The sequence below is a fragment of the Pseudomonas morbosilactucae genome (genome assembly GCF_023241715.1).
Classification (GTDB): domain Bacteria; phylum Pseudomonadota; class Gammaproteobacteria; order Pseudomonadales; family Pseudomonadaceae; genus Aquipseudomonas; species Aquipseudomonas morbosilactucae.
The window spans coordinates 42,175-58,903 of sequence record NZ_JALQCW010000086.1; the positions used below are offsets into that span (position 1 = coordinate 42,175).

The 16,729-nt window shown below is 63.3% G+C and carries 15 protein-coding genes and 1 pseudogene; 13 read left to right on the forward strand and 3 right to left on the reverse strand.

Going from position 1 to position 16,729, the window contains the following annotated elements; genetic code table 11:
• Positions 1–217: 217 nt before the first annotated feature.
• The 3 genes from M1B34_RS28255 to M1B34_RS28265 all read right to left on the reverse strand — a co-directional run bounded on the left by M1B34_RS28255 (position 218) and on the right by M1B34_RS28265 (position 4,376).
• Positions 218–1,549, reverse strand: a complete 1,332-nt coding sequence (locus M1B34_RS28255) for an OprD family porin (RefSeq protein ID WP_268266860.1) — start codon at positions 1,547–1,549, stop codon at positions 218–220.
• 63 nt (positions 1,550–1,612) lie between these two features.
• Positions 1,613–3,157, reverse strand: a complete 1,545-nt coding sequence (locus M1B34_RS28260) for an MFS transporter (protein ID WP_268266861.1) — start codon at positions 3,155–3,157, stop codon at positions 1,613–1,615.
• Positions 3,158–3,167: 10 nt separating this feature from the next.
• Positions 3,168–4,376, reverse strand: a complete 1,209-nt coding sequence (locus M1B34_RS28265; protein WP_123331134.1) for an aspartate transaminase — start codon at positions 4,374–4,376, stop codon at positions 3,168–3,170.
• Between the two features lie 311 nt (positions 4,377–4,687).
• Between M1B34_RS28265 and nac the strand changes: the two genes are divergently transcribed.
• The 13 genes and pseudogenes from nac to M1B34_RS28330 all read left to right on the forward strand — a co-directional run bounded on the left by nac (position 4,688) and on the right by M1B34_RS28330 (position 16,656).
• Positions 4,688–5,593 (forward strand): nitrogen assimilation transcriptional regulator NAC, encoded by a 906-nt coding sequence (gene nac / locus M1B34_RS28270; protein ID WP_123331136.1) that lies wholly within the window; start codon positions 4,688–4,690, stop codon positions 5,591–5,593.
• A gap of 114 nt (positions 5,594–5,707) precedes the next feature.
• Positions 5,708–6,136, forward strand: a complete 429-nt coding sequence (locus M1B34_RS28275; RefSeq protein ID WP_123331138.1) for an acetyl-CoA carboxylase biotin carboxyl carrier protein — start codon at positions 5,708–5,710, stop codon at positions 6,134–6,136.
• Between the two features lie 31 nt (positions 6,137–6,167).
• Positions 6,168–7,518, forward strand: a pseudogene (accC, locus tag M1B34_RS28280) (acetyl-CoA carboxylase biotin carboxylase subunit).
• Positions 7,515–8,186 carry a 5-oxoprolinase subunit PxpB gene (gene pxpB / locus M1B34_RS28285; protein WP_268261868.1) on the forward strand — a complete coding sequence of 224 codons (672 nt, stop codon included), beginning with the start codon at positions 7,515–7,517 and terminating at the stop codon, positions 8,184–8,186. The pseudogene accC and the gene pxpB overlap by 4 nt, the downstream one beginning before the upstream one ends.
• Positions 8,183–9,154 (forward strand): 5-oxoprolinase subunit C family protein, encoded by a 972-nt coding sequence (locus M1B34_RS28290; RefSeq protein WP_123331144.1) that lies wholly within the window; start codon positions 8,183–8,185, stop codon positions 9,152–9,154. The genes pxpB and M1B34_RS28290 overlap by 4 nt, the downstream gene beginning before the upstream one ends.
• Before the next feature lie 12 nt (positions 9,155–9,166).
• Positions 9,167–9,571, forward strand: a complete 405-nt coding sequence (locus M1B34_RS28295; protein ID WP_268266862.1) for a hypothetical protein — start codon at positions 9,167–9,169, stop codon at positions 9,569–9,571.
• 16 nt (positions 9,572–9,587) lie between these two features.
• The gene (locus tag M1B34_RS28300; RefSeq protein WP_268266863.1) at positions 9,588–10,355 is read left to right on the forward strand and encodes a LamB/YcsF family protein; all 768 of its coding nucleotides are present in this window, start codon (positions 9,588–9,590) and stop codon (positions 10,353–10,355) included.
• Positions 10,356–10,487: 132 nt separating this feature from the next.
• Positions 10,488–11,240, forward strand: coding sequence for an SDR family oxidoreductase (locus tag M1B34_RS28305; RefSeq protein WP_268266864.1), 753 nt, complete (start codon positions 10,488–10,490; stop codon positions 11,238–11,240).
• 110 nt (positions 11,241–11,350) lie between these two features.
• Complete coding sequence (locus M1B34_RS28310) at positions 11,351–12,052, forward strand: amino acid ABC transporter permease (RefSeq protein WP_268261864.1); 702 nt, start codon at positions 11,351–11,353, stop codon at positions 12,050–12,052.
• Positions 12,053–12,058: 6 nt separating this feature from the next.
• Positions 12,059–12,802, forward strand: a complete 744-nt coding sequence (locus M1B34_RS28315) for an amino acid ABC transporter permease (RefSeq protein ID WP_123334343.1) — start codon at positions 12,059–12,061, stop codon at positions 12,800–12,802.
• 23 nt (positions 12,803–12,825) lie between these two features.
• Entirely contained in the window at positions 12,826–13,554 is a 729-nt protein-coding gene (locus M1B34_RS28320) for an amino acid ABC transporter ATP-binding protein (protein ID WP_185039290.1), read from the forward strand.
• A gap of 56 nt (positions 13,555–13,610) precedes the next feature.
• Positions 13,611–14,444: an ABC transporter substrate-binding protein gene (locus M1B34_RS28325; protein WP_268266865.1), complete on the forward strand. Its 834-nt coding sequence runs from the start codon at positions 13,611–13,613 to the stop codon at positions 14,442–14,444.
• Positions 14,445–14,772: 328 nt separating this feature from the next.
• The gene (locus M1B34_RS28330) at positions 14,773–16,656 is read left to right on the forward strand and encodes a beta strand repeat-containing protein (protein WP_268266866.1); all 1,884 of its coding nucleotides are present in this window, start codon (positions 14,773–14,775) and stop codon (positions 16,654–16,656) included.
• Positions 16,657–16,729 lie beyond the last annotated feature (73 nt).

The window sequence follows — 16,729 nt, forward strand, 5'->3', positions numbered from 1 at the left end:
ATGCCGACTCAGCCAGCCTGCTGTTCAACTATAGGGCGGGATGTTCGGGTTCGATTGCCTGATCTGCTGCAATTATTGCCCAATCGACCGAAATGGCAGGGCGGCGTTGAGCGTCATCAGCGACGGGTTTGTGGGCCAGGTAGGGGGCGCTGTTGCAGCGCGAGGGGGCGTCACGGGCACACTGGATGACGATGCGCGTCATCCAGTGCCCCGGGTTTTACAGAATGTTCAGCGGGTAGCTGACGATCACGCGGTGTTCATCGCTGTCGCGCTGGGTGGTCACTTCGGTGCGCAGCGAGGCATGGCGCAGGGCGATGCTCAGGTCTTTCAGCGGCCCTTGTTGAATGACGTAGCTCACCGTCAGGTTGCGTTCCCACTCGCTCTTGTCGCCCGCCGGGGTGCGGATGTTCGAGCCACTTTCGTACATGCCCATAAAGCTCAAGCCGGGAACCCCTACCTTGGCAAAGTCATAGCCGTAGCGAACCTGCCAAGTGGTTTCACCGGCACGCTGGAACTTGCCGATCATCGACTCCGTCATGAAGTAGGCGGTCGAGCCGTCGCCCTGGTTCAACCACACCGCGTCGCTGTCGCCGCTGACTTGTTGCAGGCCGGCGGCCAGGGTGTGGCCGTTGACCAGGTAGGTGAATTGCACGCTGCTCAGGCGGCTGTCGACTTTGCCCTTGGTCACGCCGTCGCCGTAATAGCCGAAGGTGTAGAAGTCCGGGTCATGGCCGTTGGCGCCGTCGGAGCGGTTGTCGAAGTGGCGCAGGTCGGTGCGCAGGGTGCCCGGGCCAATCTGCCAGTCATATTTGAGGCCCAGGAAGTGCTGTTTGTAGAAGTCCTGCAAGTTGCCGTAGTAGTACTGCAAGGTCAGGTCCTTGCTGGCTTTGTAGTCCACGCCGCCGTAGTAGAACTTGTTGACGAACTGGCCGGTCTGCGCGTTGTTCGCGCCGGGAATGGACATGCCCATCTGGTTGCTCGAACCACGTCCTTTGACGTGCTCCAACTGGCCCAGGGTGAAGGTGAAGTTGTCCAGGTCCTTGGACTGGATCTGCCCGCCGTTGAAGGTTTGCTGGAGCATACGGTCGGTGGACATCACCACCGGCAGCATCGGCACCAAGGTGCCGTACTTCAGTTCGGTATTGGCGAACTTGGCCTTGGCGGTCAGGCCCAGGCTGCCGAACTCATCCACCGCGCGGCCGTCGCTGTCGGTCGGGAACACGTTGCCGTTGAAGGCGGTGCTTTGCGGGTTGTAGTGCCGGCCTTTGCCGGAGTCCAGGCGCACCCCGAACATGCCGATGGCATCCACGCCGAACCCGACCGTGCCCTGGGTGTACCCGGACTGGAAGTTGGCGATAAAACCCTGGCCCCATTCCTGGGTGTAGTTGGGGGCGGCCGCGCCGCTGCGGTTGTCGGCATTACTGAAAAAATTGCGGGCCAGCACGCTGAGCTTGCTGTCTTCCACCAGGCCGGCGGCAAAGCCCTGTTGAGCGATGAGCAAGCCGCAAAGACCGGCCGCTACTTTAGGTGCGCGATTGAAAAGCTCCATCGGAGTCATCCCCATGAGTTGTCGAGTGTGGTGAGAGGCAGTCAAAAGCGGCAGTCAGGTTTTTTATTGTTTTTCAGGAGCAACGGTGGCCGGCAAGACGTTCAGTCTCACGGGCGGCAAGCGATAGAGGATGAGCAGCGCCAACACACCGATACCGGCGCACAGCAGCAGGCCGACGCCCACCGACTGGGCCAGTGCATCGCGGGCCAGGCTTAGCCATTGCGGGTGTTCCAGCAGGGCGGCATCGGGGCGCAACAGCACCTGCGGGTCGGCGTACAGCGCCAAGGCCTCTACGTGCCCTTGGGCGAGCAACAGCCGTTGCAGGTGGCTGCTGTACAGCAGGTTGACCAGCACGCCCATGCCCGCCGTGCCCAACAAGCCACCGACCAGGCGCAGGGATTGGGTCAGCGCGGTAGCGATTCCGAGGAATTGGCGTTCAGCCAGGGTCTGGGTGAACACCGTGAGGTTCAGCAAGATAAAGCCCAGCCCAAGGCCGGCCAGCAGAATCAGGCCGAGCAACAGGTTGAACGACGCCCCGCGCCCGGCCAGCGCCAGGCCGCCACAGGCCAGCAGCAGCGCGACAAAACCCCACAGTGGCAGCAGGTTCGGGTTGGACAGGCGAGTGACGATTCGGCTGTTGACGATGGCACCCAAGGTAATGCTCAACGCCAGGGGGGTAATCAACAGGCCGGCGTCCTGCGGCGAGTAGCCGTAGCTGCCTTGCAGCAGCAATGGCAGATAGAACAGCAGCGAAAACATGATCGCCCCGGCGGCCATCGACAGCAAAAACAGCAGGCGCATGCTCGGTAGTCCCAGCAACGCGGCAGGCAGCAGCGCGTGCTGGCAGCGCCGTTCCCAGCGCCACAGGGCTAGGGTGGCTGCGACGCAGGTCAAGCCCAGCGCGGCGCTCAGCATCAGGCTCGAATGCCCCAGCCATTCGACAAACAGTTGCAGGCTGCCCAGCGCCAGTGCGATCAACAGTGCGCCCGGCCAATCCAGGCTGATACGGCCCACCTGGTGCGGGCGGTAGTAGGGCAGGTAGCGCCAGGCAAAAAACAGCGCCAGGGCGCCCAGGGGCAGGTTGAGATAAAACACCGAGCGCCAGCCGTAGGCCCCGGTCAGGTAGCCGCCCAAGCCCGGCCCGATGGCATTGACCACACTGAACAAGGCACTGAGTAGCATCTGCCAGCGCAGGCGTTGGCGGGTGTCGGGGAACAGTTCCGGGATGCAGGCAAAGGCGGTGCCGATCAGCATGCCGCCGCCGACGCCCTGCATTACCCGGCCAATCACCAGCCACAGCATGTCATTGGCCAGGGCGCAGACCAGGGACGCCAGGGTGAAGATCAGGGTGGCGGCCATCACGAAGGGCTTGCGCCCGTAGTAGTCACCCAGCCGGCCGAAGATCGGAATGGTGACGATCGAGGCCAGCAGGTAGCCCGTGGCAACCCAGGCGTAGAGCTCAAAGCCCTTGAGCTCGGCGACGATGCTCGGCAAGGCGTTGCCGATCACCGTCTGGTCGAGCGCCGAGAGCATCAACACCAGCGAGACCCCAAGCATCGCCAGCAGGGCCTGCTTGAAGCTCAGGGGAGGGTGGGTGGCCTGGGTCATCGCTGCGTCCTCAGCCCAGCGCCGCAACGGCCGCGGCGATCCGCGAGCAGCCCTCGTCGAGGGTCTTGATATCGGTGGCAATGGACATGCGAAAGAACGGCGCCAATCCATACGCGGTACCCGCGACCACAGCGACCCCCTGGCTTTCCAGCAGGTACATGACCACGTCGTAGTCACTGTCCAGGCGCTTGCCTTGTGCCGTGGTCTTGCCCAGCAACCCCGAGCAGTTCACATAGAGGTAAAACGCGCCATCGGGTTTGCGGCAACTCAGGCCGTCAATGGCGTTGAGCTGCTCCAGGCAACGATCACGGCGTTGCTGATACACCACCACGCTGTCCTTGACGAAGCCCTGGTCGCCATTGAGTGCTTCAACCGCTGCCGCCTGGCTGACCGAGCAGGCGTTGCTGGTGGATTGGGATTGCAGGGTCGCCATGGCGCCGATCAAATCGGTGGGGCCTGCGGCGTAGCCGATGCGCCAGCCGGTCATGGCGTAGGTCTTGGAGACGCCGTTGACCAGCACGGTGCGCTCGCTCAGCGCCGGCTCGATGGCGAGGATGTGTGGGTTGTCCAGGCCGTCGTAGCGGATGTGTTCGTAGATGTCATCGGTCATCAGCAACACCTGCGGATGCTCCAGCAGCACATCGGCCAGGGCCCGCAGTTCGGCCGCGCTGTAGCTGGCGCCGGTCGGGTTGCTGGGGGAGTTGAGCAGCAACCAGCGGGTGCGTTCGTTGATCGCGTCGCGCAGTTGCCCCGGGGTCAGCTTGAACCCATGTGCTTCGGGGCAGGCGAGGGTCACGGGCTCACCTTCGCAGGCCAGCACCATGTCCGGGTACGACACCCAGTACGGCGCCGGAATCAGCACTTCATCGCCCGGGCCCAGGGTGGCGGCGAAGGCATTGAAAATCGCGCTCTTGGCGCCGCTGGTAACCAGGACCTGATTGGCCCGGTAGCTCAGGCCGTTTTCCCGGGCCAGCTTGTCGACGATCGCCTGGCGCAGTTCCGGGGTGCCGGCATTTTGCGTGTAGCGGGTTTCGCCGCGTTCGATGGCGGCGCTGGCCGCTTGCCGAATGTGCGGCGGGGTATCGAAGTCCGGCTCGCCGACCACCAGGTTGATGATGGACTGGCCCTGCCGGCGAAGTTCGTTGGCCCGGTCGGAAGCTGCGCTGCTGGGAGACGGCTTGATACGTTGCACACGGGCGGCGATGCGGGAGGCGGTCACGTGGCGTTCCTCGTTGATGGCGTTGACGAGGCCCTACAGTACGAGGCACGGCCCGGGCCGCCATAAGACGAGATCGTTCTGGTCGGATAGGCATCCCTTATGGCTGGAACTGAACAGCCTTCGCACCAATTGGGTGCGCCTAAGCCCGCAGGCTCGCAGCGGCCGTTGACCCCGGCGAACCCGATCCAGCCATAGGGAAGGCTTATGGTTGAGCGGTTCGGGTGATCACCGGCGGGAGGTTTTCGCGCTGGCCTGGCTCTTGCTAAAGCCTGGGGGCTGTCCTCCTTTTTTCGAGCAAGAGCATCGCCACCGTGAACCTGCGTCGTTTGAAGTACTTTGTGAAACTCGTCGATATCGGCAGCATGACCCAGGCCGCCGATGTGCTGCATGTGGCGCAACCGGCACTCAGCCAACAACTGGCCACCCTGGAGGCCGAGCTGCAGCAGCAATTGTTGATTCGCACCAAGCGCGGCGTCACCCCGACCGAAGCGGGCAAGGTGCTCTACGGCCACGCGCAGATCATTCTGCGCCAGTGCGAGCAGGCCCAATTGGACATCAATGCCACGGGCCAGGCCTTGTCCGGCCAGGTGTCGGTCGGCCTGGCGCCGGGCACCGCGGCCTCGACCCTGTCCTTGCCGTTGTTGCGCCGGGTGCGCGAGCGCCATCCGGGCATCCTGCTGTACCTCAATGAAAACTTCGGCACCACCTTGAGCGAGCTGATCATGAACGGCCGGATGGACATGGCCGTGCTCTATGGCGGGCGCGAAGTCCATGGCCTGAGCTTTGTCTCGCTGCTGCGCGAGCACCTGTACCTGGTCAGCGCCGACCCCTCGGTCAGCGCCCTCGACGAGATCTCCCTGGCGGAGCTGGCCGACATGGACATGCTCCTGCCACGGCCCTACAACGTGATGCGCCGCCTGGTGGATGAGGCCTTCCAGCGCATCGGCCTGAGCGCCCGGGTGGTGGCGGAAATCGAATCGTCGATCACCCTGACCGCCGCCGTCGCCGAGCATTTCGGCTCGACCATCCTGCCCGAGTCCTCAGCCCGGGTGATGGTGGCCGCCACCTCGGTGCACATGTGCCGCATTGTCCAACCCGAAGTCGAGGCGCCCCTGGCGCTGTGTCTTTCCGGGCACTTGCCGCTGTCGGTGCCGGCCCAGGCGGTCAAGGCGATCCTCCTGGAACTGGTTGCCGAGATGCGTGGCAGCCTGATCTGAGTGGTCATAAGGACGGCTTATTACGCCAAAGCCAAAGCGTCTTGGTCGCCGTTGGACGGCCTCGCTACATTGGCCTCATCCACTCAAGACAGCGCGACAGGCAGGGGCCCATCCATGGATTCAGAACGCATCAAGGGGTTGATCGATTTGCTCGCCGAATCCGATCTGCTCGAACTGAGTCTGACCGAAGGCGACAGCACGGTTCGTCTTTTCAAGCAGGCCGGGAAGGTTATGACCAAGGCGCCACAGGCGGCTGCGGCGGCGCCGGTCATTGCCGATTCACCCAAGGCAGATACGCCAGCGCCAGCGGCTACAGAGATCAAGGCCAGCCTGTACGGGGTCCTGCATCTGACGCCTGCTATCGGTGAGCCGCCCTTTGTGGGGGTCGGTGACCAAGTCGAAGCGGGGCAGACCGTGGCCGTGCTGGAGGCGATGAAGATGTTCCATCCGGTCAAGGCCAAGACCCCCGGACGGATCAGCGCGATCCTTGCCCAGAGCGGCGTCGAAGTTGAAGCCGGTCAGTCGCTGTTCCGCCTCGGCTGAGCCCCAGCCCCTCCTTTTTTAGGTGAATTCAATGTTCGACAAAGTGCTGATCGCCAACCGTGGCGAAATTGCCCTGCGCATTCAGCGTGCCTGCCGCGGCCTGGGGATACAGACCGTGGTGGTGCACTCCGAGGCGGATCGCCACGCGCAGTATGTGCAAAACGCCGATCAGGCCCTGTGCATCGGCCCGGCGTCCCCAGGCCAGAGCTACCTGAACCAGGCGGCGCTGCTGTTCGCGGCCAAGGTCAGTGGCGCGCAGGCCATCCATCCGGGGTACGGCTTCTTTCGGAGAACGCCGGGTTCGCCGAGCGCATCGAAGCCGCCGGCCTGACCTTTATCGGGCCCAGCGCGGTCTGCATTCGCACCATGGGCGACAAGGTCGCGGCCAAGCGGGCGATGCGCGAAGCCGGTGTGCCTTGCGTGCCGGGGCCGGACTCGGTGATGCCCAGCGACGACGCCAGCATCCGGGCCATTGCCCGGGAAATCGGTTACCCGGTGATCGTCAAGGCGCCGGCGGTGGCGGCGGGCGCGGGATGCGCGTGGTCAAGGCAGAGGGTGAATTGCTCGCCGCCATCGCCCTGACCCGTGAAGAAGCGCGGCTGGCGTTTGGCAATCCGGAACTCTACATCGAGAAGTTTCTCGGCCATCCACGACACGTGGAAATCCAGGTGCTGTGCGATGCCCACGGCCATGCGATCTGGCTCGGTTGCCGTGACTGCTCCCTGCAGCGCCGGCACCAGAAAATCCTTGAAGAAGCACCGGCGCCGGGCATCGACCCGGCGCTGATCGCCCAGGTCGGTGAGCGCTGCGCTGCCGCGTGCCGGCAGATCGGCTATCGCGGGGTCGGCACCTTCGAATTCTTGTACGAGGGCGGCGAATTTTTCTTTATCGAGATGAACACCCGGCTGCAGGTCGAGCACCCGGTGACGGAAATGACCACCGGCATCGACATCGTCCAGCAGCAGCTGCGCATGGCCCGGGGCGAAGTCCTGGAACTGCGTCAGGAGGACGTGCCCCTCGACGGCCACTCGCTGGAGTGCCGGATCAACGCCGAAGACCCGGTGACGTTCATGCCAACGCCGGGGTTGATCCAGCGCTGGGAAGTCCCCGGCGGCTTTGGGGTGCGGGTCGATTCCCACGTCACCACCGGTTACCGGGTGCCGCCGTACTACGACTCGATGGTGGCCAAGGTCATCACCCACGGCGCGACCCGCGATGAGGCCATGGCCCGCATGCGCCTAGCCCTGAGCGAGCTTTGTGTGGAGGGCATCTCGACCAACATTCCGCTGCACCGGGAGATTCTTGACGACCCGGCGTTCTGCGCCGGTGGCGTGGACATTCATCACCTGGAGCGCTGGCTGCAACAACGGAGTCCGACATGAGCACTGCATCTGTATCCCTGCGTCCCCACATCAGTCTGCTGGGCTCCACCGCCTTGCTATTTGAGGCGCCGGGCGAGCTGGACCTGGCGCCCCAGCAGCGCATCTGGAACCTGGCATTGCAGGCCGGGCAATGGGCCGAGATCCACGAAGCGGTGCCGGGTATGAACAACCTGATGCTGACCTTCATCAAGCCGCCGCATGACCTCAGTGGTTTGTGCGAGCGCTTGCTCGACGCCTGGGAGGCCTGCCAGCCATTGCCCCTGGAAGGGCGCATCGTCGAATTGCCGGTGGTCTACGGCGGTGAGTTCGGTCCGCACATGGCCGATGTGGTGGCGCACACCGGCCTGGACATCGAGACCATCGCTAACCTGCATTGCGAGCCGCTGTACCCGGTGTACGCCCTGGGCAGCCACCCCGGCTATTGCTACCTCGGCGGCATGGATCCGCGCCTGGCCACGCCACGGCGGCAGGTGCCGGTGATCAGCATCGCAGCCGGCTCGGTGTCGATCGGCGGGGTGCAAACCGGTGTTTCCGCCTCGGCCGGCCCCAGCGGCTGGAACACCATCGGCCGCAGCGAAATGTGTTTTTTTGACCCGACCCAACAGCCGCCGGCCATGCTCCGGCCAGGCGATATGTTGCGTTTGCGCATCGAGAGGATCATTCGATGATCGAGATTTTATCGGCCACGGCCCTGGCCACCGTGCAGGACTTCGGCCGCTTCGGCAGCCTCGGCTACGGGGTCGGCACCTCCGGTGCGATGGACCATTTGGCCCTGGCCCTGGGCAACCTGTTGCTGGGCAATCCCGAGGACGCGGCAGCGATTGAAATTCCGCTGTTTCCCTTCGAGGTTCGCTTCCTTCAAGACTGCGCGTTCGCGGTCACTGGGGCGGGCGGTGAAGCGTCCCTCGACGGTCAGCCATTGCCACCGTTCTGGGTGGCCCAGGCTCGGGAAGGCCAGGTGCTGAGCCTCGGCTACCCGACCTCCGGCAGTCGCGCTTACCTGTGCCTGGCCGGCGGTATCGACGTGCCCTCGGTGCTGGGCTCGCGCAGCACGCAATTGCGCGGTGAGTTCGGCGGCTTGCAGGGGCGTGCCTTGCAGCAGGGCGATCGCATTGACGCCTTGCGCCCCGGCATCAGCCGCTTGCCCACGGATGTGGGCGTGGTCTCGCCGAGCCAGGCGCTGCCCCTGCAACGGGACGGGCTGCCGGCCATGCGTGTACTGCCCGCCGCTGAATACGAGTGTTTTACGCAGGCGTCCCGCGAGGCTTTCTGGGCCGGCGAATGGAAGGTCACGACCCAGAGCAACCGTTACGGTTATCGGCTCGAAGGTGCGCCGATCCTGCCCAAGGCGCCGATGGAAATCCGTTCCCACGGCATCGTCCCCGGGGTGATTCAGGTGCCCCACGGTGGCCAGCCGATCATTCAGATGCGCGACGCACAACCCAGCGGCGGTTACCCGAAGTTCGGCACGGTGATCGAGGCTGACTTGTGGCGCCTGGGCCAGGCACCGGTTGGCAGCAAGGTACGCTTTATCGAATGCAGTTACACCGAGGCTGTTGCCGCCCTGGAAGACCATCAGCGCTATCTCGCGGAGGTCAGCCGCTTGCTCGACCTCCACGGGCTGGCCGCGTGTTAAGGACATTCAACCATGACAAATCAGGAAATCCGCCAGTTGGCGGTGTGGCTCAAGGAGAGTCATCTGGCGGGCGCGGAAATACAGCGGCCGGGCCTGCATCTGCTGCTCAAGCGCAGTGTCGACGAGCCCAACGCAGCGGCTCCCGTGACGGCGCCAGAGCCCGCCGCGGTGTTGGAGGCGTCGCTATTGAAGACCCCCGGCCTGGGTCGATTGCTGCTGACCCACCCGCAACAGAACGAGGAACTGGCGTCACTCGGCAGTCGGGTGGAGCCCGGGCAATTGGTGGCTTTTCTGCAAGTCGGCGACCTGCTGTTGCCCGTGCGCAGCCAGCGGGCCGGGCGCGTGGCAGCGCTGCTGGTGCCCTGCGGCACAACGGTGGGTTATGGCGAGGCGTTTATGCGCCTGGACGCAGCATGAGAGGTGAGAACAGGTCATGAAGATTGATTTGAATGCAGACCTGGGCGAGGGCTTTGGCCCCTGGCGCATGGGCGAGGATGAGGCGTTGATGAGCCTGATTTCCTCGGCGAACGTGGCGTGCGGTTTCCATGCCGGCGACCCGTTGATCATGGACAACACCGTGCGCCTGGCCAAGGCCGGGGGCATCGACCTGGGCGCCCATGTTGGCTTCCCCGACTTGATGGGCTTTGGCCGGCGGCAGATGAACATCGAGCTCAAGGAGTTGGCGACCTATGTGATCTACCAGCTCGGCGCCTTGGCCGGAATGGCGGCGGTCAATGGCCACCGCATGACCCACATGAGCTTTCACGGTGCCCTGGGCAACATGGTTGCGGCCGATGCCGGGCTGGCGGAGCCCCTGGTGCGTGCGGTGGCGGCGTTCGATCCGACGCTGATGATCAGTTCATCGAGCAGCCGTGCCATTGAGCGCGCCGCAGAACGGTCCGGGTTGCGCGTGGCCACGACCTTTCTTGCCGACCGCGCCTATGACGACGACTGCCTGCTGGTGCCGCGCCAGGTGCCGGGCTCGGTGATCAAGGAGCCGGCGGCGGTGCTGCAACGGGTTCGACAGCTGTTGGAGGAGGGCACGGTGACCAGCCTCAACGGCAAGCCCATGGCCGTGCCGGCGCACTCGATCCTGTTGCACGGCGACACCCCTGGCGCCGTGGAACTGGCCCGCACCATCCGCCGTGAAATCGAAGGGTGCGGTGGCTGCATCACGCCGATTTCCCAACTGCTGGGGTAGCGGTTGCAGCGTCATAAGCAGGGCTTATTGCCACACAGTCATTCCGTCTTGGTCGCCGGCCCTGGGGCTGGATAGAGTCGAAGTCATTGGGCTCACCCGAGTGAGCCGCACCCGTAATACGAGGACAGATGCATGCCATTTTCAGATTACAAAACCGCGTTGGTCACCGGCGCTTCGTCCGGGATTGGCGCTGCCGTCGTTGAGCGTCTGTGTCAGGAAGGCGTGCAGGTGCATGCCCTGGCCCGCAGTGCCGACAAGCTGCAAGAGTTGGCCGCCAAGACCGGCTGCATCGCCCACGCCATCGACGTCACCGACCTGGCCGGGCTGACGCAGCTGTTTGCCAGCCACAGCTTCGACATTCTGGTGAACAACGCCGGTGTCGATAAACCGGGTTCGATTCTCAAGGCCGACGCCGAGGGCATCGACTTGCTGATCGACGTCAACCTGCGTGCGGTGTTGCACCTGGCGCGCCTGGCATTGCCGGGGATGGTCGAGCGCGATTGCGGCCACATCATCAACATCAGCTCGATTGCCGCGGCCTACAACTTCGCTGGCAACTCCACCTACCACGCCACCAAGGCGGCGGTGAGCATGCTCTCGCGGCAACTGCGCATCGATGCCTTCGGCAAGCGCGTGCGGGTCACCGAGATCTGCCCGGGGCGTGTGGCCACGGATATTTTTGCCCACGTCCACGGTGACTCCGAAGAGACCTACCAGCGTTTCGTCGAGGGCTTCGAACTGCCCCAGGCCGAAGACATCGCCAACGCCATCGCCTTTGCGATTGCCGCGCCGATTGCGGTCAACGTCGGGCACATGGAAATCACCCCGACCTTGCAGGTGCCGGGCGGGCTGTCCACCGCACGTCCCCAGGATTACCAGGGCTGAACAACAGCCCCTTAAAACAGAACGGATTGATCCGTCATCGCTGCATCCCGCCACGGCCACGCCGGGTGATTTTGATTTCTGCCCTAGCCCAATGCCGATAGGGATTGACCATGAAGCAAGACTTCGATTTGGCCGCGATTCTGCAAGGCGAGTACGCCGAGCTGATCGTCAAGGGCATCGAAATGACCTTGCAGCTGGCGTTGTTCGCCTGGCTGCTGGCGATGATTCTGGCGCTGACGCTGGTCACGGTGCGCCTGACCGGCAACAAACTGGCCGACCGCCTGGTGGCGGGGTACGTGTCATACCACCGCAATGTGCCGACCCTGGTGCAACTGATGCTGTGGTATTTCGGCGTGCCGACCCTGCTCAGTGAAAACGCGCAACTGTGGCTGGCCAGCCACAACACCGAATACCTGTTTTCGGTGATCGCCCTGGGCCTGTGCCAGGCCGCGTATTTCTGTGAAGACATGCGCAGCGGCCTGCGCGCCATTCCCGCCGGGCAGACTGAAGCGTCCAGGGCCCTGGGCCTGGGCTACGTGCGTTCGATGCGCTACGTGATCCTGCCCCAGGGCGTGCGCCACTGCCTGCCGTCGCTGATCAACCACACCGTGCTGCTGTTCAAGAACACCAGCCTGGCCATGGCGATCGGCGTGATGGAACTGACCTACGCCAGCCGCGAAGTGGAGAACTACACGTTCCGTACCTTCGAGTCGTACCTGGTGGCCACGGTGTTCTACCTGGTGTTTTCACTGCTGCTGATGGGCGCCGGGGCGTTGCTCGCCCGGCACTTCAGCAAAGCCCTGGCGAGGTAGATGGCGATGTTCGATATCGTTGAAATCCTGCAGAACAACTGGACCCTCTTCCTCATCGGCCAGTACCCCCACGGCCCCCTGGGCGGCCTGGCGAGCACCCTGATCCTGGCGGCCTTGGCGTTGCTGCTGGCCTTCCCGTTCGGCCTGTTGCTGGCGCTGGCGCGGGTCTCGCCGTGGAAGGGTTTGTACTGGGCGGCCACGGTCTGGGTCTACGTGCTGCGCGGCATTCCGCTGCTGATGGTGATCTTCTGGACCTACTTCTTGGTGCCCTTGCTGATCGGCCACAACATCACTGGGTTCGTCACCATGCTCTGCACCCTGGTGATTTACCAGAGCGCCTACCTGTGCGAAATCATTCGGGGCGGTATTCAGGCGTTGCCGCCGGGCCAATACGAAGCGTCCCGCGCCCTGGGCCTCGGCTACTTGCGCACCACGGTCTGGGTGATCCTGCCGCAAGCGCTGTACAACGCGCTGCCGAGCCTGATCAGCCAGTTCATCTCGATCATCAAGGAAACCTCCCTGGGGTATGTGATCAACGTCCAGGAAGTGACCTTCGCCGCCAACCAGGTCAACAACCAATTGCTGACCAAGCCGTTCCAGGTGTTTTTCATCCTGGCGATCATCTACTACCTGCTGTGTTTCGGCCTGACCCATGTGGCCGGCTGGGTCGAGCGCCGTATCGCTCGCAAGCGTCTGGGCAAGGGCGGTCTGGCCGTGGCTGCCGACCCCTTGCTGGCCATCGATAATTGAAGAGGGTTGCGTCCATGCATCCAATGATCATGTTTTCCAACATCAATAAATGGTACGGCGACTACCACGCGTTGACCGACATCACCGCCGAGGTGAAGCCCGGTGAAGTGGTGGTGTTGTGCGGCCCGTCTGGCTCCGGCAAGTCGACTTTGATCCGCACGGTCAATCGCCTGGAGGACATCCAGAAAGGCCAGATCCTGTTCGACGGCCAGGACGTGCACGGCACCGACGCGCACCTCAACCGCCTGCGCAGCCGGGTGGGTTTCGTGTTCCAGAGCTTCAACCTGTTTCCGCACCTGTCCGTGCTGGAAAACATCACCCTGGCGCCGAGCAAGATCCGCAACCTGAAGGGCGCGGCCGCCAAGCAACAGGCCATGCAGTTGCTGGATCGGGTCGGGTTGGCCCACAAGGCCGGTGCCTACCCGGCGCAGTTGTCCGGTGGCCAGCAGCAACGGGTGGCGATTGCCCGGGCGCTGGCGATGGAACCGCCGGTGATGTTGTTCGATGAGCCCACCAGTGCCCTGGACCCGGAAATGGTCGGCGAAGTGCTGGGGGTGATGAAGGGCTTGGCCAAGGACGGCATGACCATGATGTGCGTGACCCACGAGATGAATTTTGCCCGTGAGGTCGCTGACACCATCTGGTTTATGGATGCGGGGCAGATTCTGGAAAAGAGCACGCCCGAGCACTTTTTCAATCAGCCCGCGCACCCGCGCGCGCAACGCTTTATCGCCGACCTGCGGGCCCATTGAGCCGCAGCGGTTTTGCCTCTTCTGCCATTCGACTTTCCACTACCAGGAGTTTTTCCATGCGTATGAAGCCTTTGTTTGTCGCGCTCGCCTTAGGTCCTCTGGCTGTTTCGGTGGCCCAGGCCGACCAGTTGAGCGACATCATGAGCAAGAAGTCTCTGAGCTGCGGCGTCTACGCCGACGTGCCACCGTTCTCTGCCCCGGACCCGAAGACCCGTGAGCTGGTGGGCATGGACGTCGATTTGTGCAAGGCCCTGGCCAAGACCATGGGCGTGGAGCTGGAGCTCAAGCCGCTGTCGGTGGAGGCGCGGATTCCGGAGGTGAAAATGGGCCGCGTTGATGTGATCTTCGCCAACCTGGCCTACACCAAGACCCGTGCCGAGCAGATCCAGTTCAGCGACCCGTACTACATCGCCAAGGAAACCCTGGTGGTGCGCGCGGTCAACGCCGATCAGCCGAAAAGCTTCTTCAAGGACAAGCGCATCAGCTCCACCAAAGGCTCGACCTCCGAACAGTCGATCCGTATCGCCGGGGCCACCCCCGTGACCTTCCAGGACACCGGCTCGGCCTACATGGCCCTGCAACAGAACAAGGTGGTGGGCCTGGTGACCAACACCATGACCGCCTTGAAACTGGTCAACCAGGCCAAGGCCAGTGGGGTCGACCTGGCCCTGGCCAAGGAGCCGATGGCCCTCGAACCGATCGGCGCCGGCATGCGCCGGGATGAGCCGGCGTTCCTGGCCAGGGTCAATGAATCCTTGGCGACCATGGAAAAGGCCGGCGAGATCGATGCCATCTGGGATCGCTGGATCGGCCCGAACACCGAGTACAAAATGGTCCGGGAAGACAAGGTCCAGAGCCTCAGCGCGCTGAAGTTCGATCCCCTGCCTTGAGCCGATACGCAACCCTGGCCCAGCCATGATTGAAAAAGCCCGGTGAGCCGTTCAGCGCCGGGCTTTTTTTCGGGTGCGGGTTGGCACGGCTCCTGAGGCAGCGTCTACCTGCTGTAAACGGCCGTTTTGCCGTTATTCTGGCGTCAATTCCCCCGTTTTTACGGGCTTTGATCACCGCTCGGCGGAAACGGGAGTTTCTGTCAGTTACGCCGATAGCCCTCCGTGATTCTTCAACTAGTCTGAGCTCCTGCCAGTAAAACGCCACTGTCGTAGGGGCGGTCTGCATGCGACGTGCATCCCGGTTGTTCATCATTCTTCGGTGATCCATATGGCCACAATCACGTTATCCAGCAGCTTCGATTTCACTCAGCCCCAGGACTGGGATTGGGTTATCTCCGACTCGTCGCCCACCTTTATTACCATCACCGATGGTGTTCACGAGCAGACGTTCACCGGCAGCTTCACCTTTGGCGCCAACGACAGCGTCTCCGGCACGGCCACCGGTTCGACCTATTCCGTCAACGGCAACCTGGTCTACACCATCACCGGGATGTCCAAGAGCGCGGCGACCCTGGCGGATTTCGCCACCACCCTCGGCGATACCCAGGCCACCTATGCCTATGTATTGAGTGGCAACGACACCTTTATTGGCAGTGACGGCGACGACGTACTCCTGGGCTATGCCGGCAACGATGTCTTCGACGGTGGGGACGGGGCCGATACCTTGCGCGGCGGTGTAGGCAACGACACTTACACCGTCGATGGCGCCGACACGGTGATCGAGGAAGCGGGCGAGGGCATTGACCTGATCCGCTCGTCCCAGGATTACCAACTGGGTGCCAACCTGGAAAACCTGACCTTGATCGGCAGCGGCAATATCGAAGGCAAGGGCAACAGCCTGGCCAACGTCATCACCGGCAACAGTGGCAACAACAAACTCGATGGTGTGGGCGGCGCGGACACCCTGATCGGCGGTGCCGGTGATGACCAGTATGTGGTCGACCTGACCAGCAGCAATGCGCTGGAAGACAAGATCGTCGAGTTGGCGGGTGAGGGCATCGACACCCTGACCCTGACCAGTATCTACAGCAATACCAGGCTCACCACCCTGACCCTGGCGGCGAACCTGGAAAACCTCGATGCCCGTGACACCGGCAGCCTGAAGTTGAACCTCACCGGCAATGCCGCCAATAACATCATCCAGGGCAACGACGCCGATAACACCATCGATGGCGGCCTGGGGGCGGACACCTTGGCCGGCGGGCTGGGTAACGACACTTACCTGGTCGACAATGCCGGGGATTTGATCGAGGAAGACGTTGGTGAAGGTGACGATACCGTGCGGGTCGGCATTGCCACCGCCGGCGGCGTCTACACCTTGGGCGCCAACCTGGAAAAGGCCATTCTGACCAGCACGGTGGCCTTCGACCTGACCGGTAACGACCTGGCCAACACTCTCACCGGTAATGGCGCGGCCAACCGTATCGACGGTGGCGCGGGGGCCGACCTGATGATCGGCGGCGCCGGCAACGACACTTACGTGGTGGACGATATCGGTGACAGCATCACCGACAGTGCCGGTATCGATACTGTTGAGACCAGCCTGAATTACACCCTGGCCGACAAGCCGACCCTGGAGAACATTCGCCTGACTGGCAACCAGTCCAGCATCGCCACTGGCAATGCCCTGGCCAATGTCCTCGACGGTTCCCAGAGCAGCGCGTCCAACCTGCTGTTCGGCGGCAAGGGCAACGACACCTACATCATTGGCAGTGGCGATGGCATCGTCGAGGGCTTGAACGAAGGCACCGACCTGGTTCAAGCCACGGTCAGCTACTCCCTGGGCAGCTACCTGGAAAACCTGACCCTGATCGGCAGCGACAACATTGATGGCACCGGCAACGAGCTGAAGAACATCATCACCGGCAATCAGGGCAACAACGTGCTGGACGGTGGCAGTGCCGTGGATTCGCTGATCGGCGGGGCGGGTGACGACACCTATGTGGTCGACCTGTTGGCCAAAGGCGGTGGCAGCAGTGCCACAGTGGCCCTTGAAGACAGCATTACCGAGAAAGTCGGCGAAGGTACTGACTCGCTGAAGTTGCGCGCCGATGGCCTGTTCGGCTTCAGCGGTCTCGCGGCGCTGACGTTGGGTGCCAACCTGGAAAACCTGGATGCCACCCGACACCGGCACCCTGGCCCATCAACCTGACCGGCAACGCGGCGGCCAACATCCTGATAGGCAGTGACGGTGCCAACATCCTCGATGGCAAGGCTGGCATCGA